General features: G+C 65.9%; 20 protein-coding genes. 9 read left to right on the top strand and 11 right to left on the bottom strand.

Annotated features, from left to right (window positions below):
* Positions 1 to 39: 39 nt before the first annotated feature.
* Positions 40 to 801 carry a lysophospholipid acyltransferase family protein gene (locus BDD18_RS05520; protein WP_142081826.1) on the bottom strand — a complete coding sequence of 254 codons (762 nt, stop codon included), beginning with the start codon at positions 799 to 801 and terminating at the stop codon, positions 40 to 42.
* A 233-nt stretch (positions 802 to 1,034) separates the two neighbouring features.
* Between BDD18_RS05520 and BDD18_RS05515 the strand changes: the two genes are divergently transcribed.
* Positions 1,035 to 2,012: a cyanophycinase gene (locus BDD18_RS05515; RefSeq protein ID WP_142081824.1), complete on the top strand. Its 978-nt coding sequence runs from the start codon at positions 1,035 to 1,037 to the stop codon at positions 2,010 to 2,012.
* 47 nt (positions 2,013 to 2,059) lie between these two features.
* Here the strand turns inward: BDD18_RS05515 and mtgA are convergent, their stop codons facing one another.
* The 4 genes from mtgA to BDD18_RS05495 form a co-directional block, all read right to left on the bottom strand.
* Complete coding sequence (gene mtgA, locus BDD18_RS05510) at positions 2,060 to 2,794, bottom strand: monofunctional biosynthetic peptidoglycan transglycosylase (RefSeq protein ID WP_142081822.1); 735 nt, start codon at positions 2,792 to 2,794, stop codon at positions 2,060 to 2,062.
* 54 nt (positions 2,795 to 2,848) lie between these two features.
* On the bottom strand, positions 2,849 to 3,700 hold the full coding sequence (gene aroE, locus BDD18_RS05505) for a shikimate dehydrogenase (protein ID WP_142081820.1): 852 nt from the start codon (positions 3,698 to 3,700) through the stop codon (positions 2,849 to 2,851).
* A gap of 83 nt (positions 3,701 to 3,783) precedes the next feature.
* The gene (locus BDD18_RS05500) at positions 3,784 to 4,644 is read right to left on the bottom strand and encodes an energy transducer TonB (RefSeq protein ID WP_142081819.1); all 861 of its coding nucleotides are present in this window, start codon (positions 4,642 to 4,644) and stop codon (positions 3,784 to 3,786) included.
* Positions 4,641 to 6,722 (bottom strand): ribonuclease catalytic domain-containing protein, encoded by a 2,082-nt coding sequence (locus BDD18_RS05495; protein ID WP_142081818.1) that lies wholly within the window; start codon positions 6,720 to 6,722, stop codon positions 4,641 to 4,643. The genes BDD18_RS05500 and BDD18_RS05495 overlap by 4 nt, the downstream gene beginning before the upstream one ends.
* Positions 6,723 to 6,971: 249 nt before the next feature.
* Here BDD18_RS05495 and BDD18_RS05490 point away from each other — a divergent pair, with 249 nt between their 5' ends.
* On the top strand, positions 6,972 to 8,558 hold the full coding sequence (locus BDD18_RS05490) for a PglL family O-oligosaccharyltransferase (RefSeq protein ID WP_142081816.1): 1,587 nt from the start codon (positions 6,972 to 6,974) through the stop codon (positions 8,556 to 8,558).
* Positions 8,559 to 8,564: 6 nt separating this feature from the next.
* Here BDD18_RS05490 and BDD18_RS05485 read toward each other — a convergent pair whose 3' ends face one another.
* Complete coding sequence (locus BDD18_RS05485; protein WP_142081814.1) at positions 8,565 to 9,149, bottom strand: YqiA/YcfP family alpha/beta fold hydrolase; 585 nt, start codon at positions 9,147 to 9,149, stop codon at positions 8,565 to 8,567.
* Positions 9,150 to 9,289: 140 nt separating this feature from the next.
* Between BDD18_RS05485 and BDD18_RS05480 the strand changes: the two genes are divergently transcribed.
* The 7 genes from BDD18_RS05480 to BDD18_RS05450 all read left to right on the top strand — a co-directional run bounded on the left by BDD18_RS05480 (position 9,290) and on the right by BDD18_RS05450 (position 15,882).
* The gene (locus tag BDD18_RS05480) at positions 9,290 to 10,075 is read left to right on the top strand and encodes a GAF domain-containing protein (protein WP_244938991.1); all 786 of its coding nucleotides are present in this window, start codon (positions 9,290 to 9,292) and stop codon (positions 10,073 to 10,075) included.
* Between the two features lie 35 nt (positions 10,076 to 10,110).
* Positions 10,111 to 11,283 (top strand): rod shape-determining protein RodA, encoded by a 1,173-nt coding sequence (rodA, locus tag BDD18_RS05475; RefSeq protein ID WP_142081812.1) that lies wholly within the window; start codon positions 10,111 to 10,113, stop codon positions 11,281 to 11,283.
* Positions 11,284 to 11,413: 130 nt separating this feature from the next.
* Positions 11,414 to 11,761 (top strand): YegP family protein, encoded by a 348-nt coding sequence (locus tag BDD18_RS05470; RefSeq protein WP_044401667.1) that lies wholly within the window; start codon positions 11,414 to 11,416, stop codon positions 11,759 to 11,761.
* Between the two features lie 53 nt (positions 11,762 to 11,814).
* Positions 11,815 to 13,299, top strand: coding sequence for a metalloprotease TldD (tldD, locus tag BDD18_RS05465; RefSeq protein WP_066693986.1), 1,485 nt, complete (start codon positions 11,815 to 11,817; stop codon positions 13,297 to 13,299).
* A gap of 192 nt (positions 13,300 to 13,491) precedes the next feature.
* Positions 13,492 to 13,959: a hypothetical protein gene (locus BDD18_RS05460; RefSeq protein ID WP_338071785.1), complete on the top strand. Its 468-nt coding sequence runs from the start codon at positions 13,492 to 13,494 to the stop codon at positions 13,957 to 13,959.
* Positions 13,960 to 14,293: 334 nt separating this feature from the next.
* On the top strand, positions 14,294 to 15,415 hold the full coding sequence (locus tag BDD18_RS05455; protein WP_142081810.1) for a 3-deoxy-7-phosphoheptulonate synthase: 1,122 nt from the start codon (positions 14,294 to 14,296) through the stop codon (positions 15,413 to 15,415).
* Positions 15,416 to 15,570: 155 nt separating this feature from the next.
* Complete coding sequence (locus BDD18_RS05450; protein ID WP_066693976.1) at positions 15,571 to 15,882, top strand: hypothetical protein; 312 nt, start codon at positions 15,571 to 15,573, stop codon at positions 15,880 to 15,882.
* A gap of 111 nt (positions 15,883 to 15,993) precedes the next feature.
* On the opposite strand, the gene mpl is transcribed toward BDD18_RS05450, so the two are convergent.
* The 5 genes from mpl to kdgD form a co-directional block, all read right to left on the bottom strand.
* Positions 15,994 to 17,424: a UDP-N-acetylmuramate:L-alanyl-gamma-D-glutamyl-meso-diaminopimelate ligase gene (gene mpl / locus BDD18_RS05445; protein WP_142081808.1), complete on the bottom strand. Its 1,431-nt coding sequence runs from the start codon at positions 17,422 to 17,424 to the stop codon at positions 15,994 to 15,996.
* A gap of 167 nt (positions 17,425 to 17,591) precedes the next feature.
* The gene (locus BDD18_RS05440; RefSeq protein WP_142081806.1) at positions 17,592 to 19,034 is read right to left on the bottom strand and encodes an aldehyde dehydrogenase family protein; all 1,443 of its coding nucleotides are present in this window, start codon (positions 19,032 to 19,034) and stop codon (positions 17,592 to 17,594) included.
* Positions 19,035 to 19,067: 33 nt separating this feature from the next.
* Positions 19,068 to 20,021: a 2-hydroxyacid dehydrogenase gene (locus tag BDD18_RS05435; protein ID WP_142081805.1), complete on the bottom strand. Its 954-nt coding sequence runs from the start codon at positions 20,019 to 20,021 to the stop codon at positions 19,068 to 19,070.
* 34 nt (positions 20,022 to 20,055) lie between these two features.
* The gene (locus BDD18_RS05430) at positions 20,056 to 20,523 is read right to left on the bottom strand and encodes a nuclear transport factor 2 family protein (protein WP_142081803.1); all 468 of its coding nucleotides are present in this window, start codon (positions 20,521 to 20,523) and stop codon (positions 20,056 to 20,058) included.
* Positions 20,524 to 20,648: 125 nt separating this feature from the next.
* The gene (gene kdgD, locus BDD18_RS05425; RefSeq protein WP_066783708.1) at positions 20,649 to 21,560 is read right to left on the bottom strand and encodes a 5-dehydro-4-deoxyglucarate dehydratase; all 912 of its coding nucleotides are present in this window, start codon (positions 21,558 to 21,560) and stop codon (positions 20,649 to 20,651) included.
* Between the last annotated feature and the right edge of the window lie 77 nt (positions 21,561 to 21,637).

The raw sequence follows: 21,637 nt of genomic DNA, 5'->3' as shown, positions 1-21,637 counted from the left end.
GGGGGGTAAGGCGCAAAGCGACTCAGGGGGGGCTTCATTTCATACCTCGCGCAGGGCCATCACCGCGCGGCGGGCACGGTCGAGAAAGGGGCGGCGCTCTTCCCCCGGTTCCAGCGCAATCGGCGCGCCAAACGTCACCGAGCACAGGATGGGCACCGGCACCACTTCGCCCTTGGGCATCACGCGCTGCACGTTGTTGATCCACGCGGGCACCAGCACCACGTTCGGGAACATCTGCGCCAGCTTGTACAGGCCCGACTTGAAGGGCTGGGGCTCGTCGCCATGGCCGCGCGTGCCTTCGGGGAAGATCACGATCGAATCCCCGCTCTCCAGCGCCCGCACCAGCGGGGCGAGCGGGTCGCTTTCAGGCAGCGCAGCGCGCAGGGCTTCGGGCGAGGGCGGGGCGGCGGGCTCGGGGGCCGGGTCGGGGCCACCGGGGGCGGCGGTTTCTGCGGCGCTGTCCAGCGCCGGGGCGGCGTTGCCTGCAGCCTCCGCGGCCGGGGCTGGCGTGCGCGCAGGGCTGGCTTGCCGGTCCACATACACCGCGTTGAACACGGCGGTGGTGATCCACTGCTTGAAGGGGGTTTTGGTCCAGTAATCCTTGGCGGCGATGGGCCGGGTGATGCTGCGCAGCTCTTCGGGCAGCGCAGCCCAGATCAGCACCATGTCGGCGTGGCTCTGGTGGTTGGCAAAGTAGATGCGCTGCTCGGCCTTGGGGGGGCAGCCGTACCAGCGCGCCTGGGAGCCCGTCAGAAACCGCACCACGCCGAGCAGAAGGTAACTCATTAACTTGGCAAGCATGGCGGGGATCATACGGGCAGGGGTGCGGTGCCTGCCCGCTGTGCAGGCCCTAGAATGCGCGCCCCACCTTGCGCTGCGGCGCGGGTGGGGCGCCAAGCCCGGTGTTGCATGGTCGGCTCCAGCCATTTCTTGGCAAACGCAGCCGCAGGGCGCGCCTTACCTGCGCGCGCATCGCCGCGCTGTGGCAAGCCCTGGCTGCGTTGAACACAGGCTCATTGGTGGGGTTTCATTCCATGGTGAAAAGTGATGGGTTTGTGATGGGACGCCGGGGGGCGCTGCGCGTGCTGGGGGGCATGGCGGCAGGGCTGGGCGTGGGCGCCTCGGTGCAGGCGCAAACCACTGGCGGGGGCGGCCTGGGCAGCAGCGCCTTGCAGGCCGTGGGCCGTTTGTTCAGCCGCCCACAGGGCAATCTGCTCATCGTGGGCGGTGGGGACACCCCGCTGAGCGTGCAGCAGCGCTTTGTGGCGCTGGCCGGTGGCCCCGAAAACGCGCGCATTGCCGTGCTGCCCATGGCCAGTTCCCAGTCGGATGAAGAGGCGCAGGAAGTGGTGCGCGACCTGGAGGGCCTGGGCGCCCGGGCCCAGGTGGTGGAAATCCGGCCCACTGATGTCAACAGCACCGCGGTGGCGCAGACGCTGGAGAAGTTCAGTGGCTTCTGGTTTTCTGGCGGAGACCAGTCGCGCCTGTCCAGCCTGCTGGTGGGCACGCGCGCGCTGCAGGCCATTGAGGCGCGCTACCAGGCAGGCGCGGTGGTGGGCGGCACTTCGGCCGGTGCTTCGGTCATGAGCCGGTTGATGCTGACCGGCAAGTGGCGCACGCCGCGCAATTCCGATGAAGAGGAGCAGGTCAACATCGCACGCGGCATGAAGGAGCTGGCACCGGGCTTCGGCTTCTTCAAGGGCGCCATCGTGGACCAGCATTTCATGCACCGCGCCCGCTACAACCGGCTCATCAGCGCGGTGCTCGACCACCCCCAGCTCATTGGCGTGGGCATTGATGAAGAGACCGCCCTGCTGGTGCGCGCAGACGGCCAGTGGGAGGTGCTGGGCAACTACTACGTGAAGATTTTTGATGCCCGCCGTGCGCAGATCGTGGACGACCGGGGGCCCATGGCCAAGGCCGCCGACATCCGCATGCATGTGCTGCCCGAAGGCGGGCTGTTCGACCCGCGTCGGCGCCGGGTGGAATTCCAGGAGGTGAACATCCCCTGAACCTGCGACCTACGGCCCTCGCGTTACGCGTGAAGGCTGTGGTTGCATCAGGGCAGTTCTGCGCTGCCCATGCGCCCCAGAATCGTCCGCGTGCGCCCCGCCAGATACGCCGAACCGGGCGTTTTCTCGAACCGTTTGGGCGCGGGCAGCATTACGGCCAGGCGGGCGGCGTCGGTGGGGGTGAGCTGGGCTGCGCTTTTCTTGAAGTAGTGCTGCGCAGCGGCTTCCGCGCCAAACACGCCTTCGCCCCATTCCACGTTGTTGAGGTAAATCTCGAGAATGCGCTCTTTGCTCAGGATCTGTTCCAGCAGCAGCGTGAGCACAAACTCCTGCCCCTTGCGCAGCAGCGTGCGTTCGCCCGAGAGCAGCAAGTTTTTGGCCAGCTGCTGGGTGATGGTGGAGCCGCCGCGGATCTTGGGTGCGCGCACCGGGCGGTCGGGGGCGCGGCTTTGGGCCTTGGCGATCTGGGCCTCGGCCTTGGCGTTGCGCTCCCAGGCCTTTTCAATCGCGGCCCAGTCCACGCCCTCGTGGTTCACAAAGCCATCGTCTTCCGATGCGATGACGGCGCGCTTGAGGTGGTCGGAAATCCTGCCGTAGGGCACCCACTGCTGGCGCCAGGGCACGCTGCCCTTGCTGGTCAGCAGCGTCCAGGCTTCCGATCGTTGGAAGGTGGTGGATTCGGGGTTGATGGCCGCCATGGCCGCAATGCGCAGCACAAAAAACAGCTGCAGGCCCACCAGGGCCAGCAGCACCAGGCCCAGCCAGCGCAGCAGCGCTTTCATGGCCTGGGCTCCAGGGTTCTGCAGGGCGTGACTGGCAGTGCGCGCATGGCTGGGTCAGTGCGGGGCGCGGCGCAGTTCTTCCAGCACCTGGGCCGATGGCGGGCGCACACCGCGCCAGATGGCAAACGCCTCGGCGGCCTGTTCCACCAGCATGCCCAGGCCGTCGCGCGCCACCGCGCCATGGGCTTGCGCCCAGTCCAGAAAACCTTGCGCAGCGGGGCCGTACATCATGTCGTAGGCCAGGCTGCCGGGGCGCAGCACGCTGGCGGGCACGGGCACGGCATCGCCCGCCAGGCTGCTGGCGGTGGCGTTGATGATGACATCAAAATCGCCCTCTAACCCTTGCGGAGCAAGCGCCATCAGCTCTGCTTTTTGTAGCGACGCCAGGGCGCTGTGCGAGGCCACCAGCGCCTCGGCCTTGGCCACGGTGCGGTTGGCAATGGTGATGTGGCGCACGCCAGCCTGCAGCAGCGGGCCCAGCACGCCAGCCGCCGCACCGCCCGCACCCACCAGCAGCACGCGCGCGCCTTGCAGGGGCACGCCCGCGTTGCGGGTGATGTCGGCCACCAGGCCCAGGCCGTCGGTGTTGTCGGCGCGGATGCTGCCATCGGGTTGCAGGCTCAGTGTGTTGGCGGCACCGGCCAGGCGCACGCGTTCGCTGCACACACTGGCCAGGGCCGGGGCCTCGAACTTGAAGGGCACGGTGATGTTGCAGCCGCGCCCGCCCTCGGCGATGAAGTCACGCACGCCTTGCGCAAAGCCGTCCAGCGGGATCAGCCGGCGCTCGTAGCGCAGCTGCTGGCCGGCGAGTTCGGCAAAGCGGGCGTGGATGGCGGGCGAGCGGCTGTGGGCTACGGGGTTGCCCATCACGCAGTACAGGTCGGGGGGGAGCGTCGAAGAGTTCATGGGAACAACAAGGGCTGCATGCAGGGGGCAGGCCAGGACTGCCGCGAAACGGGCTGCGCCAGTCCGCAGGCGCCTGAAGGGGGTTACCGCACGCTGGTTTCTAGGGTCTGTTCGCGGGTGAACTTGAAGCGGGCCACCATGGCCACCTGGTCGGCCTTGGCGCGCATTTCGGGGGTGAAGCGGCCAAACGGCGCGGCGGCGCGGGCAATGGCTTCGGCCCGGCGGTCCAGCGCGGGCTTGCCCGAGCCTTGCACCACTTCGGTAGAGAGCACGCGCCCGTCGTGGTTGACGGTGACGATCATGATCAGCTCGCCATACAGCTTTTTGCCGCCCTGCTCGGGGAAGTTCTCGGTGCCCTTGTCTTCCACCTTGCGGCGCAGCGCGTCGTAGTACACCGCGTAGGCTTCTTCGCGCGTGGCGGGGCTGATGTAGCGCTTTTTGGGGCGCGAGTTTTCTTCGTTGATGCGCTTTTCAATCTCGGCCAGCAGCTTCAGCAACTGGCGGCGCTTTTCTTCCTGCGACATCTGCTCGCCGCTGTCGCTTGGCTTGCGCGGGTCGGGCTCGGGCATGGCAGCCAGCTGCTTGCGCAGTTGTGTGAGCAGCTGGGTCTGCTGCTCCTGCATGGCGTCCATCTTGCGCTGCATCTCTTCAAAGTCGTCGCCCACCGCCGTCAGGGCCGAGTAGGGCAGGGGGCTGGTGGCCCGGCCCTGCGCGGCATCGCCGCCGCCTGCCAGGTTGGACTGGGCGATGGCCTGGGCCTTTTCGGGCCGCTCGGTGGACTTGGCATTGACCAGGATGACTTCCAGCGGCGTGTCCTGGAACACGCGGTTGAAGCCCTCGGGGTCGATGAAGCGCACCGAGAGGAGCGCCGCGTGCACGGCCACCGACACGCCCAGGGCAATCTGCAGCGTGCTGAAGGAGCGGAAAAGCGAGCGGATGTTCACGGCGTCGGATTATCGGCGTTGGCGGGGGCGGTGCTGTCGGCTTCGTTCACATCCACGGCAATGGCGATCGGGCCGGCCACGGCGTCTTCGTCGCCCTCGTCCTCCACCGCGGCATCGTCGCTGGCGTCGTTCGGGTCGTCCAGGCGTTCCACCACCGTGCCGTGGATGTCCAGGGTGATTTCATCCACCTCGCCCAGCCGCACCTTCAGGCGCGCGCCGCGTGGCAGGTTTTGCGCGCCCAGCACGGGGAAGACCAGCGGAATGTCGTCCGCCCGCACCAGAAAGCTGCCACCCGGCCCTTCCTTGATGACAGCCGCCGTCAGCTCGGTGATGTGGTTTTGCTCGATGTACTTGAGCGTCCAGAAGCGCTCCATGCCCGCCTGGTAGCCGTTGTAGGCGCTGTAGGCCGCATCAAAGCTGCTGATGATGGAGAACAGGTCTGCATCCTTGGGCTTGAACGGTGCGGCCAGCGCAGCCGTGGCGCCGTGGCGGGCGCAGGCAATGATCTGCCACTGGTTGACCAGATCGGTGTAGCGGCGCAGCGGCGATGTGGCCCACGAATAGGCTTTGACGCCAATGCCCGCGTGCGGCAGCGCCTTGGTGCCCATGCGCACCTTCACGCCGGGGGCCATGCTGGCCTGGCTGCGGTAGATGCCGGGCACGCCCAGCTCGGCCAGCCAGCTGCCCCAGGTGCTGTTGGCCACGATCATGGCCTCGGCCACGATCAGATCGAGCGGCGCGCCGCGCTGGCGCACGCTGATCTGCACCTGCTCGTGCCCCGTGGGCTCGGCGCCCTGGTTGCCCACCAGGCGGAAGTTGTAGTCCGGCCGGTTGAAGTTCTCGGGCTTGCCGCGCACCACTTCGCGCTGGGCCTTGAGGTGCAGGGCCAGGCGATACAAAAATGAGAGCTGCTCACGCTTGTCCTGCAAGGCCTGCGGCGTGTTTTCATGCTGAATCGACGGGTCGGTCAGCCATTGCTCGGTGACGATGTGGTCGAGCTGGTCGTGGCGGAAGTTGACCTCCACCGGCACACGCTCCAGGCGCGTTTCGGTGCCGGTGATTTCCAGCGTGGCTTCGTTCAGCGTCACGTACAGCGACACGGCCGGGTTGGCGCGGCCTTCGTCCAGGGTGTAGATCTGCACCACCTCGTCGGGCAGCATGGTGATCTTGTAGCCCGGCATGTACACGGTGGACAGGCGCGCACGGCCCAGCTGGTCAATGGCGCTGCCGGGCTGGATGGCCAGGCCGGGCGCAGCGATGTGGATGCCCAGCACCACGGTGCCGGTGCCCAGGCCTTGCACAGACAGCGCATCGTCGATTTCAGTGGTTTGCGAATCGTCGATGGAATAGGCCTGCACCGGTGCCAGCGGCAGGTCGGCCGGCGGCTGCGGCGCTGCCAGCGCCGGAAAGCCCGTGCCCTTGGGAAAGTTTTCGAACAAAAAGCGCTTCCAGTGGAACTGGTAGGCCGAGTCGATGGCGCCCGCCTTTTGCAGCAGATCGAGCGGCGCGGTGTGCGTGGCACGGCTGGCCTCGACCACGGCCTTGTACTCGGGCGCGTTCTTGTCGGGCTTGAACAGAATCTTGTAGAGCTGGTCGCGGATGGGCTGCGGGCACTCGCCCCGGCCCAGGGCGGCGGCCCACTCGTCAATTTGCGCGAGCAGGGCCTTCTTCTTCTCGATGGCGGCCAGGGCCTGCTGCAGGATTTCAGCGGGCGCCTTCTTGAAGCGGCCCTTGCCTGCGCGGCGGAAGTAATGCGGCGCCTCGTACAGGCGGAACAGCGCGCCCGCCTGCTGGGCCAGCGTGGCGTTTTCCGAGAAATAGTCGCGGGCGAGGTCGGCAAAGCCGAAATCGTCCTCGGGCGCGAATTCCCAGGCCAGGTCCAGCTCAATCGTCTCGGCCACGGCCTGGGCCTGGGCGATGAGTTCGGCGGGGGCGGGCTTTTCGAACTTCAACAGAATGTTCGCGGCCTTGACCTTGACCCGCTTGCCCGAATCGAGCTCAACCTGGGCCGAGGTGTCGGCTTCGGACAGGATACGTCCGGCCATGAATTTGCCGGCTTCTTCAAACAGTGCATGCATCGGGGGATTCTCCCATGGCTGTCTGCCCGCCCCGCACGGTGCAGACCCGGCCAAGCCGGGCGAAATGAAATGCTATTGAATTTGTAGCTGTTGGCGCTTGTTGGATAAGCGCCAGAGGCATTTTTTGCCCAAAGCCTTTCTGGCGCCCCTATGATCCCCACCCTGGCGCAGCCTGCGCCCCGTGGTGGGCTGGCGCCGCCGCCTCGTTATTTGTCTTTTGATTTTTGACCCTTGCGCAAACCCCAGACGATGCCGCTTTCTGCCCTCAACACGCTGCTGGCGGTGCTGGCCGTGGCGCTGCCCTTCCTGTTCGCGGTCACGGCGCCGCCGTCTCCCAACTTCTGGCCGCTGGTGTTTTCCTGGGCCTGTGGCCTGGCGCTGGCCGCCTGGGGGCTGGTGCAGGGGGCGGCGGTAGTCACCCGCGCCCAGTGCGTGCGCCTGGGCAACCGTGCCGCTGGCACGCTGGCGTGGGGGCTGCTGCTGGCGGCGGTGCTGGGTGGCGTGGTGGGGCTGTTGCAGTACCTGGGCGCAGAGCCCTCGGGCTTGCCGTGGATTCATCCGTCCACACCGGGTGAGGCGGTGGGCAACCTGCGCCAGCGCAATCAGCAGGCATCGCTGATGGCGCTGGGCGTGTGGTCCCTGCTCTGGCTGTGGGTGCGGGCCGAGGGGGTGCAGCGCCCCCAGTGGGGCATGGGCATGGTGCTGGGGGGGGCGCTGGCGGTGCTGGCCGTGGCCGCTGCCGCCACCAATTCGCGCACCGGCGCCCTGCAATGGCTGCTGATGCTGGGCTTGCTCTGCCTGTGGCGCCGCACCGATGCACGCAGGGCCATCGCCCTCGTTCTGGTGGGCATGGTGCTGTATGTGCTGGCCGCCTGGGCGCTGCCGCAGGTGCTGCTGCAGGTCAGCGGCATACGCATTGATGGGCTGTTCGACCGGTTCTCCAACACCTCGGGCGCCTGCGGTGCACGCCGGGTGCTGTGGTCGAACATGCTGCACCTCATCTCGCTCAAGCCCTGGACGGGCTGGGGGTGGGGGGAGCTGAGCTACGCGCACTACATCACGCTGTTCCCCGAAGAACGTTTTTGCGTGCTGCTGGACAACGCCCACAACCTGCCCTTGCACCTGGCGGTGGAGCTGGGCCTGCCCGCCGCGCTGCTGCTGTGCGGCGGCGTGCTGGCGTGGCTGGTGTGGTCGCGCCCCTGGCGCGAGACCGACCCCGTGCGCCAGCTGGCCTGGGGCGTGGTCGCTGTGGTGGGGCTGCACAGCCTGCTTGAATACCCGCTGTGGTACGGCCCCTTCCAGGTCACCACCCTGTTCGCCCTGGTGCTGCTGTGCTGGCGGCGCGCGCCGGGGCGTGGTGTGCCCGAGGCGTGGCGCTGGCTGGGCAGCAAGCTGGGCGATGTCACTGTGGGGTGGGGCCTGGGGGCCGCCGTGTGCCTGATCGGCGCCGCTGGGCTGGGCATGGCTGCCTACCAGTACCGGGTGGTGAGCCAGCTCTACAAGCCGGTGGCCCAGCGCCCACCCGCCTTGCGCGATGTGCGGGCCGTGCCCCAGCCCAAGGGGGTGCTGTTTTCTGACCAGGTGCGCTTTGCCTGGCTCACCACGCAGGATTTGACGCCCGCCAATGCGGCCCAGATGCACGCCGTGGCGCTGGATTTGCTGCATTTTTCGCCCGAACCCCGGGTGATCGAGAAGGTGGTGGACGGCGCCTTGGCCCTGGGCCGGGCGGACGAAGCGGCTTTGCACCAGCAGCGCTACCGCATTGCCTACCCTGACGACTTCGCCCGTTGGCAGGCACGCAGGGCGTCTGCGGCCAGTGCAGCCGGTGCGCAGTAGCCGCCGTCAGGCCAGCCGCAGGAAGCGCGTGATGGGCTCCAGGTGCTCGGTGAAGTCGCTCAGGGCATGGTCGCCGCCTTCGAGCAAACGCAGCTCGGCCTGCGGGTAGCGGGCCACCATCTCGCGCCAGTCCAGCACTTCGTCGCCCTTGGCGATGATGGCCAGCTCACGCGCAGCGGGTGGGCGGCCGCGCACATCCAGCGCCTGCAGCTCGCCGATGTATTCGGGCAGAAAGTAAAAACGCTCGGCCGGGTCGTGCCAGCTGGTTTGCTCGCCGATGTAGCGCGCCAGGTCACGGGCCGGGTCCACCGCGGGGTTGAGCATCACGCTGGGGCAGCCTGCGTGTTGTGCCACCCAGCTGGCGTAGAAGCCGCCCAGCGAAGAGCCGATGACCGCCATGGCGCTCCGGGGCCAGGATGCAATGCCCTGCGCCACCAGCGCCATCGCGGCCTGGGGCGAGGGCGGCAGCTGCGGGCACCAGAAGGTGACGGCCGGGTGGTGCTGCGCCACATGGGCCGCCATTTGCCGTGCTTTGGCCGAAGAGGGCGATGAACGAAAGCCGTGCAGGTACAGAAGGTGCGTGGTGGTCATGGGCGCGTTGAAGGGTGTGTGCGGAAGACGCAGGGCAGGGGAATCACTGCTTTTGGCGGGTCTGAGCGGGCATAAGATGTCTAGCCACGAAGACCCGGCACTGTGCTGGGTCTGTTGAGCCGCCAGCACCATGACTGATTTTGCCCCGCTTTCTGCAGCCAGCGCTCCCTTGCAGGCGGGCCGTCAACGAAGCGACGCTGCGCGCACGCCGCAAGCTGGTGGCGCTGGCCGAGGCGCTGGACCTGCAGGTGGACGCTGGCTCGCCCGCTGCCCGGTTGCTGAAGCTGCCCCCGGCGGCGCAAGACGCCACCGCGCAGGACGACGCCCTCAGCCCCCTGGAACTCAAGCCCAGCGAAGCCAAGCCTTTGCCCGCTTTGCTGGCGTCGCAGGCGGGCGGCGCGGTGTCGGTCGCGCAGGTGAACGAGGTGCTGGCCGCTGGCATCCAGGACATCACCAACGCCATGGTCGAGAGCTTTCAGCTCAACGACGTGCTGCGCATGATCTTGGAGACGATGTTCCGCGCTCTGGGTTTTCGGCGCATGGTGTTTTGCCTGCGTGAGGCGCGCACCGACCAGCTCACCGGCCGCTTTGGCCTGGGCGAAGGCAGCGAAGCCGTGGTGCGTGCCATGAAGGTGCCGCTGAACATGCCCGGCGATTTGTTCACGGCCGTGTGCCTGCGGGGCGCCGACACCCTCATCAACGATGCTACCGAGCCCCGCATCAGTGCGCGCCTGCCCCGGTGGTACGTGGAAGGCGTCAACGCCCCTTCGTTTCTGTTGCTGCCGCTGCAGATGAAGGGGCAGCCGTTTGCACTCATCTATGCCGACCAGGCGGTTCCCGGCGGCATCGTGGTGGACGACAAGGCCCTGGGTTTGCTGCGCACCTTGCGCAACCAGGCGGTGATGGCCTTTCGCCAAGCGGGCTGACTTCCCGGCGCAGCCGTCAGCCCGATAATTGAGGGATGGCCGCCGTTTTTGAAAAAACCTCTCTCCTGCAACGCATATTGCCTCTGTTTCGGGGGTTTGACCTGCCCTTGCTGTTTGTCGTGCTGTTGCTGACAGGGGCAGGCCTGGTGGCCATGTACTCGGCCGGTTACGACCATGGCACCCGCTTTGTGGACCACGGCCGCAACATGCTCATTGCCGGAACCATCTTGTTTGTGGTAGCGCAGGTGCCGCCCCAGAGGATCATGGCGTTTGCCGTGCCCTTGTACGCGGCGGGGGTGGCGCTGCTGCTGGCGGTGGCGCTGTTTGGCATCACCAAGAAGGGCGCGCAGCGCTGGGTGAACCTGGGCATCGTCATCCAGCCCAGCGAGATTCTGAAAATTGCCATGCCCCTGATGCTGGCCTGGTGGTTTCAAAAGCGCGAGGGCCAGTTGCGCCCGCTGGACTTTGTCGCCGCCGGGGCCCTGCTGGCCGTGCCGGTGGGGCTCATCATGAAGCAGCCCGACCTGGGCACCTCGCTGCTGGTGCTGGCGGCGGGGCTGTCGGTGATCTTTTTCGCGGGTCTGTCGTGGAAGCTGGTGCTGCCGCCCGTGGTGCTAGGGGGCATCGGCATTGCACTCATCGTGTGGTTTGAACCCCAGCTGTGCGCGGACGGCGTGCGCTGGCCGGTGCTGCACGACTACCAGCAGCAGCGTATCTGCACCTTGCTGGACCCCACGCGCGACCCGCTGGGCAAAGGCTTTCACATCATCCAGGGCATGATCGCGATCGGCTCTGGCGGGCTCACGGGCAAGGGCTTCATGGCGGGCACACAGACGCACCTGGAGTTCATTCCCGAGCGCACCACCGACTTCATCTTTGCGGCTTATTCCGAAGAATTCGGGCTGGCAGGCAACCTGTTTCTGATCGTGTGCTTTTTGCTGCTGATCTGGCGCGGGCTGGCCATTGCGATGGGGGCCGTCACCTTGTTCGGTCGCCTCATGGCGGGCGCTGTGTCGATGATTTTCTTCACCTATGCGTTTGTGAACATGGGCATGGTCAGCGGCATTCTGCCGGTGGTGGGCGTGCCGCTGCCCTTTGTCAGCTACGGAGGCACGGCCATGGTCACTCTGGGGCTGGCGCTGGGCATTCTCATGTCGGTAGCGCGCGCACAGCGCCAGGAGCCAGCCAAGGCCCGGACGCAGCTGTAGCGCGATGCGCCGGTTTTGCCGGGTGATGCCCTCAGGTGATGCAGGGGCTGGGTCAATACCCTTGCCTCGGGGTCTGTCCTGCGGTTAAAACCCGGGGGCGTGTTGTCACTAACCCCTGGAGGTGCTCCCCATGGCGGCAAAGTTCGAGCTCAAGAAAACGTCCAACGACAAGTTTGTTTTCAACCTGCTGGCCTCGAATGGGCAGGTGATCTTGACCAGCGAGACCTACGACTCGCGCGCCAGTGCCCTGCAGGGCATCGAATCGGTCAAAAAACACGCGCCTGACGATGCCCGCTTCGGGCGCCTGAGTGCCCGCAACGGCGCACCTTACTTCACGTTGAAGGCGGGCAATGGCCAGGTCATTGGCCAAAGCCAGATGTACTCCGGCGCCAAAGCCCGCGATGCCGGCATCGAGGCCGTGCAGCACCATGCCCCGGTGGCGGTGCTGGTGGACCTCTCGGCTTCGCAGAGCGCATAGCGCAGTTTTCCCCTGCGGCGGTGCGGGTGGGGTTGCCCGCCTAAAATGCGGCGATGACCTTTCGCTCCTCTACCGCAGCGCCACAGCGCGCAGCCACCACCCAACGCATCGATGTCGCCCGTGAACTGCTGTTGACGCCTTTTGGGCTGGACGAGAGCCACCTGGCCCGTGCGCTGGCGGAAATCCGTGCCCACCAGGTGGACGATGCCGATCTGTACTTTCAGTACACGCGCAGCGAGGGCTGGAGCCTGGAAGAGGGCATCGTGAAGACCGGCTCTTTCAGCATTGACCAGGGCGTGGGCGTGCGCGCTGTGAGCGGTGAAAAGACGGCCTTCGCGTATTCGGACGACATTTCGCTGGCTTCGCTGCTGGATGCCGCGCGCACCGTGCGTGCCATTTCTTCTGTGGCGCAGACTGGCCGTGTACGCGTACCCGCCAAAAAGATTGCCACCAGCCGCAGCCTTTACCAGGGTGTAGACCCCATTGCTTCGCTGGACAGCACCGCCAAGGTGGCCCTGCTGGAGCGCCTGGAGCAGCGCGCCCGCGCCAAAGACCCCCGTGTGGCACAGGTGATGGCAGGCCTGGCCAGTGAATACGACGTGGTGCTGGTGGCCCGTGCCGACGGCACGCTGGCGGCCGATGTGCGCCCGCTGGTGCGCCTGTCGATCACCGTGATTGCCGAGCAAAACGGCCGCCGCGAAGTGGGCTCGGCCGGCGGTGGTGGCCGCTTTGGTCTGGCGTATTTCGATGACGCACAGCTGAGCAAGTATGTGGACGAGGCGGTGAACGCTGCCTTGACCAACCTGGAATCCCGCCCCGCCCCGGCCGGTGAAATGACGGTGGTGCTGGGCGCGGGATGGCCCGGCATCCTCCTGCACGAAGCCGTGGGCCATGGCCTGGAAGGGGACTTCAACCGCAAGGGCTCCAGCGCTTTCAGCGGCCGCATCGGCCAGCGTGTGGCCGCCAAGGGCGTGACGGTGCTGGACGACGGCACCATTGCAGACCGCCGTGGCTCACTCAACGTGGACGACGAGGGCAACCCCAGCCAGCGCAATGTGCTGATCGAAGACGGCATCTTGAAGGGCTACATCCAGGATTCGCTCAACGCCCGCCTGATGGGCGTGGCCCCCACGGGCAATGGCCGCCGCGAAAGCTACGCCCACATCCCCATGCCGCGCATGACCAACACCTACATGCTGGGCGGCGACAAGGATCCGCAGGAAATCATCGCCAGCATCAAGAAGGGGCTGTACGCCAGCAACTTTGGTGGTGGCCAGGTGGACATCACCTCGGGCAAGTTCGTGTTCTCTGCCAGCGAAGCCTACTGGGTGGAAGACGGCAAGATCCAGTACCCCGTCAAGGGCGCCACCATCGTGGGTAGCGGCCCTGAATCGCTCAAGAAGGTGACCATGATCGGCAACGACATGCGCCTGGACAGCGGCGTGGGCACCTGCGGCAAGGAAGGTCAGAGCGTGCCCGTGGGCGTGGGCCAGCCCACGTTGCGCATCGAAGGGCTTACCGTGGGCGGCACGGCCTGACCACCTGACCACCTACGACCTGGGTGCGAGGTCGGGGCCGCCAGTGCGGCTGTTGCGCATTGGCTGCACCCTGGCCGTTCAGGGGGTTTGCGCTGTAACAAATTTTGCGGCGGGCAGCACAATCGGCTTATGCCGGCTTCGCGCACTTTTCTGTCGCAAAGTTTCCAATCGTTTGGAGACATCAGCCGCTTTTTGCGTGAAGGCGTCGCCGATGAAGATTCGCGCCAGCTGCGCGACAGCCTGGGTGCTTTGTCCAATGCGATTGAAGAGGCCGTGCGCATTCGGCGCACCAGCACAGACACACAACTCATCCACCGCACCGCAACGGCCCTGTTTCAGGGCGTGCGAGAGCACCAGCGGCTGCTGACGGGGCTGGGTTCCGGGTGGCACACCCTGTATGAGTTTGGGGTGTACCAGCGGGCGCTTTGGGAGCTAGGTCAGTCGGTTTCCACCTGGAAAGAGGCCTTGGAACTTCGCCACTCCAGCGAAACCGAGCACTTTGACAAGTTTGAGCTGCTTGCCTGGCGCACGCTGGGCGAGGCCTTGCTGCTTATCGACATGTATGAGCAGGGCAGCCGTGGCGAGGGCGGGGCGGAGCCTCCAGTGCCCTCCCGCAGCCGGTCTTGGTGGCAGCGCGCCCTGCGCTGGTTGGGCCGATGAGAGGTTGCCGCGAGCGCAGCCCCGGGAGGCAGCTGACACGCGTCAATACACTGTGGTCAGCCGCTGACCTTTGGCGTACCGGTGTGGTTTTTTCGGCCCAAGTTTGTACAAGCCGCTTGCAAGACCACCCGGAGGCTGTGCTACATTGAACGCCATGCAAGTTCGCAGCGCGTTTTATTTTTGGTTTTTTATCTCGGTCCTAGGCGGATGAGAGGAAAACGCGCAAGTAACTGAAGCACCCTCCCCATACCAACCGCCGCAGCTGCAAAGCCCGGCGGTTTTTTGTTTTTCAGCCCCCTTTTTTTCACCTTTTCCACCTTACGAGGACGACAACATGAGCTTGCAAGCCACCCCCGCCAGCGATGCCTGGTACCGCAGCGTCGAGAAAACCAGCCAGACCGACGACGAACGTATCAAGGACATTACCGTGCTGCCTCCTCCAGAGCATCTGATCCGCTTTTTCCCCATCAGCAACACGCCGGTGGAAGGGCTCATCAGCCAGACCCGCAAGAACATCCACAACATCATGGCGGGTGATGACGACCGCCTGCTGGTCATCATCGGCCCCTGCTCCATTCACGACCCTGCGGCTGCGCTCGACTACGCCCGCCGCCTGAAAGTGGTGCGCGAGCAGTACAAGGACACGCTGGAGATCGTCATGCGCGTGTACTTCGAAAAGCCCCGCACTACTGTGGGCTGGAAGGGCCTGATCAACGACCCCTACCTCGACGAAACCTACCGCATTGACGAGGGCCTGCGCATCGCGCGGCAGTTGCTGATCGACATCAACCGCCTGGGCATGCCCGCGGGCAGCGAGTTCCTGGACGTGATCTCGCCCCAGTACATCGGCGACCTGATCGCCTGGGGCGCCATTGGTGCCCGCACTACTGAAAGCCAAGTGCACCGCGAGCTGGCCTCGGGCCTGTCCGCCCCCATCGGCTTCAAGAACGGCACGGACGGCAACATCCGCATCGCCACCGACGCCATTCAGTCGGCCAGCCGTGGTCACCATTTCTTGTCGGTGCACAAGAACGGACAGGTTGCCATCGTCAACACCAACGGCAACAAGGACTGCCACGTGATTCTGCGCGGCGGTAAAGCCCCCAACTATGACGCCGCCAGCGTAGCCGCTGCCTGCAAGGATCTGGAAGCCGCCAAGCTGCCCGCCACGCTGATGGTGGACTGCAGCCATGCCAACAGCAATAAGCAGCACGAGCGCCAGCTGGATGTGGCGCGTGACATTGCCAGCCAGATTGCTGGTGGCTCGCACAGCGTGTTCGGCGTGATGATTGAAAGCCACATCAACGCGGGTGCGCAGAAGTTCACCCCTGGCAAGGATGACGCCAGCGCGCTGGAATATGGCAAGAGCATCACCGATGCCTGCCTGGGTTGGGACGATTCCCTGGTGGCCCTGGCAGAGTTGTCGGCTGCAGTGCAGGCACGCCGCTCGCGCTGAGATGGTTGGCGGAGGCGATGTGCCGACAGGGAAAAAACCCAGGCCATCGCCTTTTCGAACCGTGTAAGCTCAGTCTGCAAGATTGTGGCGCGTGCGGGGTGGGTGGCACGGGCCACCGCCCTCTTACCGCCCCCAACATTCCAACGAGGTAACCCATGCAGAGTGAAGTTTCGGTCCGCTTGGCCGACGACCAGGAGTTTCGTTTCGACCTGACCAGCGCGGAACCCATGGCGCACGAGGCGGGGCGCCGCTGGCTGGACGACCAGTTCACCGCCCTCGACTGCGAACCCCTGCGCGCCAGCGGCAAAGTGCTGCTGGCCGACAAGGTGCTGACCGTCGCGCAGGCCGCCGGTGCCCACCTGCTTGCACAGCCCGAGTGGGGCCAGGCATTTGCCCGCGCTGCCAGTGCCGCCTTGGCCAGGAAGGTGATTCGGGTCGATGTGCCCGCCATGGCCGTCACGTACTGAACGCAGCCCCAAGCGTGCTGGGCAGGGCATATGCCCCTGTGCAGTGCCTTCGGGGTTTGAGATCAAAATAGCTGCTAGCGCTTATCCGTAAAGCGCTAGCAGCTATTGTTTTTATAGCGGTTGGTTGGCCAGTGTTTCAAGCAGGCGGGTGTGGATGCCGCCGAAGCCGCCGTTGCTCATGCACACCACATGGTCGCCGGGCTGAGCGGCCTGGGTGATCTGGTCCACCAGCGTGGCAATGTCGGGGGCCGTTTGGGCGCGTTGGCCTGGGCCGACGCCCAGCGGGGCCAGGGCGTCAGCGGCGTCCCAGTCCAGGCCGGCGGTGTGGCAGAACACCAGGTCGGCGGGTTCCAGCGCCCAGGGCAGCTGGCTTTTCATGGCGCCCAGTTTCATCGTGTTACTGCGGGGCTCGAACACCGCAAGGATGCGCGCCTTGGCTCCCAGGCTGCGGCGCAGGCCGTCGAGCGTGGTGCGCAGCGCCGTGGGGTGGTGGGCAAAGTCGTCATACACGGCAATGCCGCGCACCGTGCCACGCAGCTCCATGCGGCGCTTCACGTTCTGAAACTGGCCCAGCGCGGCAGCCGCCACGGCGGGTTCCACGCCCACGTCGTGCGCAGCGGCAATGGCGGCCAGTGCGTTGAGTTGGTTGTGCACGCCCGTCAGCGCCCATTCCACCCGCGCCACCTTGCGGCCCTGGTGCAGCACATCAAAGGCTTGCGGATCGCCCTCGGCGCTGAAGTCGCTCACCGCTGCGCCAAAGCTGCTCACCTGGCTCCAGCAGCCGGTGTTCAGCACGCGGGTCAGGCTTTCTTCCAGCCCATTGGTCACCACGCGGCCCGAGGGCGGCACGGTGCGCACCAGGTGGTGGAACTGGCGCTCGATGGCGGCCAGGTCGTCAAAGATGTCGGCGTGGTCAAACTCCAGGTTGTTCAGCACCGCCGTGCGGGGGCGGTAGTGCACAAACTTGCTGCGCTTGTCGAAGAAGGCGGTGTCGTATTCGTCGGCCTCAATCACAAACAGTGGGCGCTGCGCTTGCGTGCCAGGGCCGGGAACGGGTCGCTGGTCTGCACCGAGCCGGGCAGAGATGCCAAAGTTCAGCGGCACGCCGCCGATCAAAAAGCCAGGCTGCAACCCGGCGCTCTCCAGAATCCAGGTCAGCATCGACGTGGTGGTCGTCTTGCCGTGCGTGCCCGCCACCGCCAGCACATGGCGGCCTTGCAGCACATGCTCGGCCAGCCATTGGGGGCCGCTGGTGTAGGGCAGGCCCGCATCCAGAATGGCTTCCATCAGCGGGAACTTGGGGCTGCCATCGGCCAGCCGCGCACGGCTGACCACGTTGCCCACCACAAACATATCCGGTTGCAGCGCGAGCTGGTCGGCGCCAAAGCCTTCGATCAGCTCAATGCCCAGGGCGCGCAGCTGGTCGCTCATGGGCGGGTACACACCGGCATCGCAGCCCGTGACCTTGTGCCCCGCCTCGCGGGCCAGGGCCGCCAGGCCACCCATGAAGGTTCCGCAAATTCCGAGTATGTGTATGTGCATGGCCGGGGATTCTAATGAGGGCCTGTGCGGCTCTTGGGCTGCACTCTGCGGGTTTATGCGCTCGGCCTAAGAGCCCGCACCCCTGCGTTGCCGATGTCCCTCTGAAGAGGTCGCAGGGGGGCGGAAATCTGCTGGGGGCATTGCACCCCCAGTGGGTCATCACGCCATCAGGCCTGGATGTAAGCGGTCTTCACCGTGGTGTAGAACTCGGCGGCGTAGCGGCCTTGCTCGCGCGAGCCATAGCTGCTGCCCTTGCGGCCGCCAAACGGCACGTGGTAGTCCACCCCGGCGGTGGGCAGGTTCACCATCACCATGCCCGCCTGGGCGTGGCGCTTGAAGTGCGTGGCGTGCTTGAGGCTGGTGGTGGCAATGCCGCTGGCCAGGCCAAACGGCGTGTCGTTGGCCAGGGCCAGGGCTTCGTCGTAGCTCTTCACACGCTGGATGCTGACCACGGGGCCAAAGATTTCTTCGCGGTTGATGCGCATCTCGGGCGTGGTTTCGGTGAACAGGGCGGGGCGCAGGTAGAAGCCGGGGGCGCCGTCGGCATTGGTGGCCAGTGCTTCGCCGCCGTGCAGCTTGGCACCTTCCTTTTGGCCGATGGCGATGTACTCCAGGTCTTGCGCCAGCTGGCGGTCGTCCACCACGGGGCCGATGTCGGTGCCGGCCTTGCGGGCGTCATCCACCTTCAGGGTCTTCATCTTCTCGACCATGGCGGCCACGAAGCGGTCGTGGATGCCTTCGGTCACGATCACGCGGCTGCTGGCGGTACAGCGCTGGCCGGTGGAGAAGAAACCGCTGTTGATGGCCGCGCCCACGGCCACGTTCAGGTCGGCATCGTCCAGCACCACAAACGGGTTTTTGCCCCCCATCTCCAGCTGCACCTTGGCGCCACGGCCCACGCAGGCAGCGGCCACGCGCTGGCCGGTGCCGACGGATCCGGTGAAGCTCACGCCTGCGATGCGCTCGTCTTCGAGCAGCACAGCGCCCACTTCAGAGCCACGGCCCATCACTAGGTTGAACACGCCCGCAGGCAGGCCTGCGCGGTGCAGGATGTCGGCCAGCGCCCAGGCAGAGCCTGGCACCACTTCAGCGGGCTTGAACACCACGGTGTTGCCGTAGGCCAGGGCTGGGGCAATTTTCCAGGCGGGGATGGCGATGGGGAAGTTCCAGGGGGTGATCAGACCGATCACGCCCAAAGGCTCGCGGGTGATTTCCACGCCCACGCCGGGACGCACCGAGGGCAACACTTCGCCACCGGGGCGCAGGGCTTCGCCCGCAAAGAACTTGAAGATGGCGGCAGCGCGGCCCACTTCGCCGATGGCTTCGGGCAGGGTTTTGCCTTCTTCGCGGGCCAGCAGGTCGCCCAGCTCGGCCTTGCGGGCAATGATTTCGTTGCCCACGGCGTCCAGGATGTCAAAGCGCTGCTGGGGGGTGGACAGGCTCCAGGCCGGGAAGGCGGCGTGGGCGGCTGCCACGGCTTCCAGCGCCTGCTCTCGGCTGGCCACCGCGTAGTCGCCGATGATGTCCCTGATGTCGGACGGGTTGGTGTTTTGGTAAGTGCGGACGCCTTCGGTCCATTGGCCGCCGATGAGGTTGTGTTTCATGGTCATGTGAGTGGTTTGCAAAGAGAAAAAGGGAGGTGTTCAGTAAGCGGCAGAGATCAGCTGCCCCGTGTGCTCGAAGGCGCCCAGGTTGTCCATGACGCGCTGGCCCATGGCCTGCCGGGTTTCGTGGGTGGCGCTGGCAATGTGCGGCAGCAGCACCACGTTGTCCATGCCCGTCAGGGCGTCGGGCACCTGGGGCTCGCTCTCGAACACGTCGAGCCCGGCCCCGGCGATGCGACCGTCTTGCAGGGCGCGAATCAGCGCAGCTTCATCGACCACGGTGCCGCGCGCCACATTGATGAGGAAGCCCCGTGGCCCCAGTGCGTTGAGCACTTCTTCGTTGATGAGATGGCGCGTGGATGGGCCACCGGACGTGATGACGACCAGGAAGTCGCACCAAGTGGCCAGCTCCGTCAGCGAGGGCTCGTGCGCCCAGGGCACACCAGCCACGGGGCGACGCGTGTGGTAGCGCACTTCCATGTCAAAGCCCAGGCCCCGGCGCGCAATGGTCTGCCCGATGCGGCCCAGCCCTACCACGCCCATGCGGGCGCCGCTGACCTTGCGGCCCAGCCCAAAGCTGTTGCCGCCCAGGCGGGCCCACTGCCCGGCGCGTACAAAGCGGTCGGCCTCGGCCGTGCGGCGGGCCACGTCCAGCAACAGCGCAAAGGCCGTATCGGCCACACAGTCGTTGAGCACATCAGGGGTGTAACCCACGGCAATGCTCCGGGCCTTGGCTTCTTCGACCGGCACCTTGTCCAGGCCCACCCCAAAGCTGGAGATCACCTTGACCGAGGGCAGTGCCGCCAAGTGCTGGGCCGACAAGCCAATCGCTGCGCTGGTCACCACCGCATCAAACTGTGCCCCATGCTCTGCCAGGAAGGCGGCTGGATCGGACTCGTCGGTCAGGCGGTGCACGTTGTAGCGGGCGTGCAGGGCTTGTTCCAGCGCGGGTACCAATTTGCCAGCCTGGAGGATGCGGTTCAAGGTGTGCATGGGGTGGGTTCGTACGAGGGTGGGGAGGGTCGCGTCAGGCGGGGCGCACGGCCTGGCGTGCCAGCAGGCGCCATTGGCCGCCATCTTTTTGCCAGATGGTCAGCACCTTGATGGTGACGTTGCCGGGAGTGCCACGGTCATTGGTGGCGCCGGCCAGGGTGTGGCGCACCACGGCCACGTTGCCAGAGATGCTGATGGTCTGGTCGGACAAGGAGATGGAAACAAAGTCCGAAGACTTGTCCATCAGCGCGCCGATGAAGCTCGCTTGCGTGTCCACCTTGCCGCCAGAGTGCCCGTAGCTGAGCAAGGGGCTGGTCAGGCTGGTGAGAGTGGCCTGGTCAGGGTCCACCATGGCGACGCGCAGCTTTTCTACCACCGAAGCCACGGCTTGCTCTTCGGCAGAGACCTGGGCGTGAGCCACCAGGGGCGCGGTGACCAGCGCAGCGGCAAGGGTCACGCCTTGTGCGCAGTGCAGCGTCCAGCAGGAATGGAAGGGGTTCATGGGTGTCTCCTCAGGATGGTGGTTGGAAAAGCAGAAAGCCCCAGAGGGCTGGGGCCGGGATGGCGCTTTGAACCTGCGGGCAAGTTCGTGCGCCTTTTGTGGTTATGCGTTCTGCGTGGGGCGACTTACTGGGGGCCCAGGGGGGCCATCAGTGCGCGCAGTTGCTCGAATTCCTCGGGCTTCAGGTCCGACAGGGGTGGGCGCACAGGGCCTGCGCTGTGGCCGCTGATGGTGGCGCCGGCCTTCACGATCGACACGGCGTAGCCTTCACCCTGGTTGCGCAGCGCGATGTAGGGAATGAAGAAGTCGCGGATCAGGCGGTTGCAGGTTTCGGTGTCGTTGGCAGCATGGGCGTTGTAGAACTCCATCGCCGTCTTGGGGATGAAATTGAACACGGCCGACGAGTACACGGGGCAGCCCATGGCCTTGTAGGCACCGGCAAACAGCTCAGCCGTGGGCAGGCCGCCCAGGTAGGCGAAGCGGTCGCCCAAGGTCTGGCGGATGCTGACGAACTTCTCGATGTCGCCAAAGCCGTCCTTGAAGCCGATCAGGTTGGGGCAGGTGTCGGCCAGCACTTGCAGGCTGGCAGGCGTCAGGCGGCAGCCGCCACGGTTGTAGACCACCACGCCAAACTTCACGCTCTTGCACACGGCTTGCACGTGGGCAATCAGGCCTTCCTGGCTGGCTTCGGTCAGATAGTGGGGCAGCAGCAAAATGCCCTGGGCGCCCAGGCGCTCGGCCTCTTGTGCGTACTTGATGGCCAGTGTGGTGCCACCGCCAGCGCCCGCAATGATGGGCGTGCGGTTCTTGCAGGTGGCCAGGGCGACCTTGATCACTTCGCTGTATTCGCCGGGCTCCAGCGAGAAGAACTCACCCGTGCCACCTGCGGCAAACAGTGCCGATGCGCCGTAGGGCTGCAGCCACTCCAGGCGATCGGCATAGGGCTTGGGAGCAAAGCGCAGTTCGCTGTCGAAGTCGGTCAGAGGAAAGGACAGCAAGCCGGCTTGCAATACGCTTTTGAGGTCTTGTGGGGACATGTTCAGGCTCCGTTGGGTGAGAAAAGTGGAAGAGTCCTGCTTCCAGCCCGTCAAGGCCGGGCACCAGGAACACGAGT

The sequence above is a fragment of the Acidovorax temperans genome, from assembly GCF_006716905.1.
Taxonomy (GTDB): Bacteria; Pseudomonadota; Gammaproteobacteria; order Burkholderiales; family Burkholderiaceae_C; genus Acidovorax; species Acidovorax temperans.
Note: the sequence above shows the minus strand (reverse complement) of the source record. Positions and strands in the feature narration are given on the sequence as shown.

Coding starts and splice junctions, on each gene's coding strand:
- rodA (WP_142081812.1), top strand. CDS start 10,111: ATGGCCGCCGTTTTTGAAAAAACCTCTCTCCTGCAACGCATATTGCCT.
- BDD18_RS05440 (WP_142081806.1), bottom strand. CDS start 19,034: ATGACCATGAAACACAACCTCATCGGCGGCCAATGGACCGAAGGCGTC.
- BDD18_RS05455 (WP_142081810.1), top strand. CDS start 14,294: ATGAGCTTGCAAGCCACCCCCGCCAGCGATGCCTGGTACCGCAGCGTC.
- aroE (WP_142081820.1), bottom strand. CDS start 3,700: ATGAACTCTTCGACGCTCCCCCCCGACCTGTACTGCGTGATGGGCAAC.
- BDD18_RS05470 (WP_044401667.1), top strand. CDS start 11,414: ATGGCGGCAAAGTTCGAGCTCAAGAAAACGTCCAACGACAAGTTTGTT.
- BDD18_RS05495 (WP_142081818.1), bottom strand. CDS start 6,722: ATGCATGCACTGTTTGAAGAAGCCGGCAAATTCATGGCCGGACGTATC.
- BDD18_RS05515 (WP_142081824.1), top strand. CDS start 1,035: ATGGTGAAAAGTGATGGGTTTGTGATGGGACGCCGGGGGGCGCTGCGC.
- tldD (WP_066693986.1), top strand. CDS start 11,815: ATGACCTTTCGCTCCTCTACCGCAGCGCCACAGCGCGCAGCCACCACC.
- BDD18_RS05520 (WP_142081826.1), bottom strand. CDS start 801: ATGCTTGCCAAGTTAATGAGTTACCTTCTGCTCGGCGTGGTGCGGTTT.
- BDD18_RS05430 (WP_142081803.1), bottom strand. CDS start 20,523: ATGAACCCCTTCCATTCCTGCTGGACGCTGCACTGCGCACAAGGCGTG.
- mpl (WP_142081808.1), bottom strand. CDS start 17,424: ATGCACATACACATACTCGGAATTTGCGGAACCTTCATGGGTGGCCTG.
- kdgD (WP_066783708.1), bottom strand. CDS start 21,560: ATGTCCCCACAAGACCTCAAAAGCGTATTGCAAGCCGGCTTGCTGTCC.
- BDD18_RS05435 (WP_142081805.1), bottom strand. CDS start 20,021: ATGCACACCTTGAACCGCATCCTCCAGGCTGGCAAATTGGTACCCGCG.
- BDD18_RS05450 (WP_066693976.1), top strand. CDS start 15,571: ATGCAGAGTGAAGTTTCGGTCCGCTTGGCCGACGACCAGGAGTTTCGT.
- mtgA (WP_142081822.1), bottom strand. CDS start 2,794: ATGAAAGCGCTGCTGCGCTGGCTGGGCCTGGTGCTGCTGGCCCTGGTG.
- BDD18_RS05485 (WP_142081814.1), bottom strand. CDS start 9,149: ATGACCACCACGCACCTTCTGTACCTGCACGGCTTTCGTTCATCGCCC.
- BDD18_RS05490 (WP_142081816.1), top strand. CDS start 6,972: ATGCCGCTTTCTGCCCTCAACACGCTGCTGGCGGTGCTGGCCGTGGCG.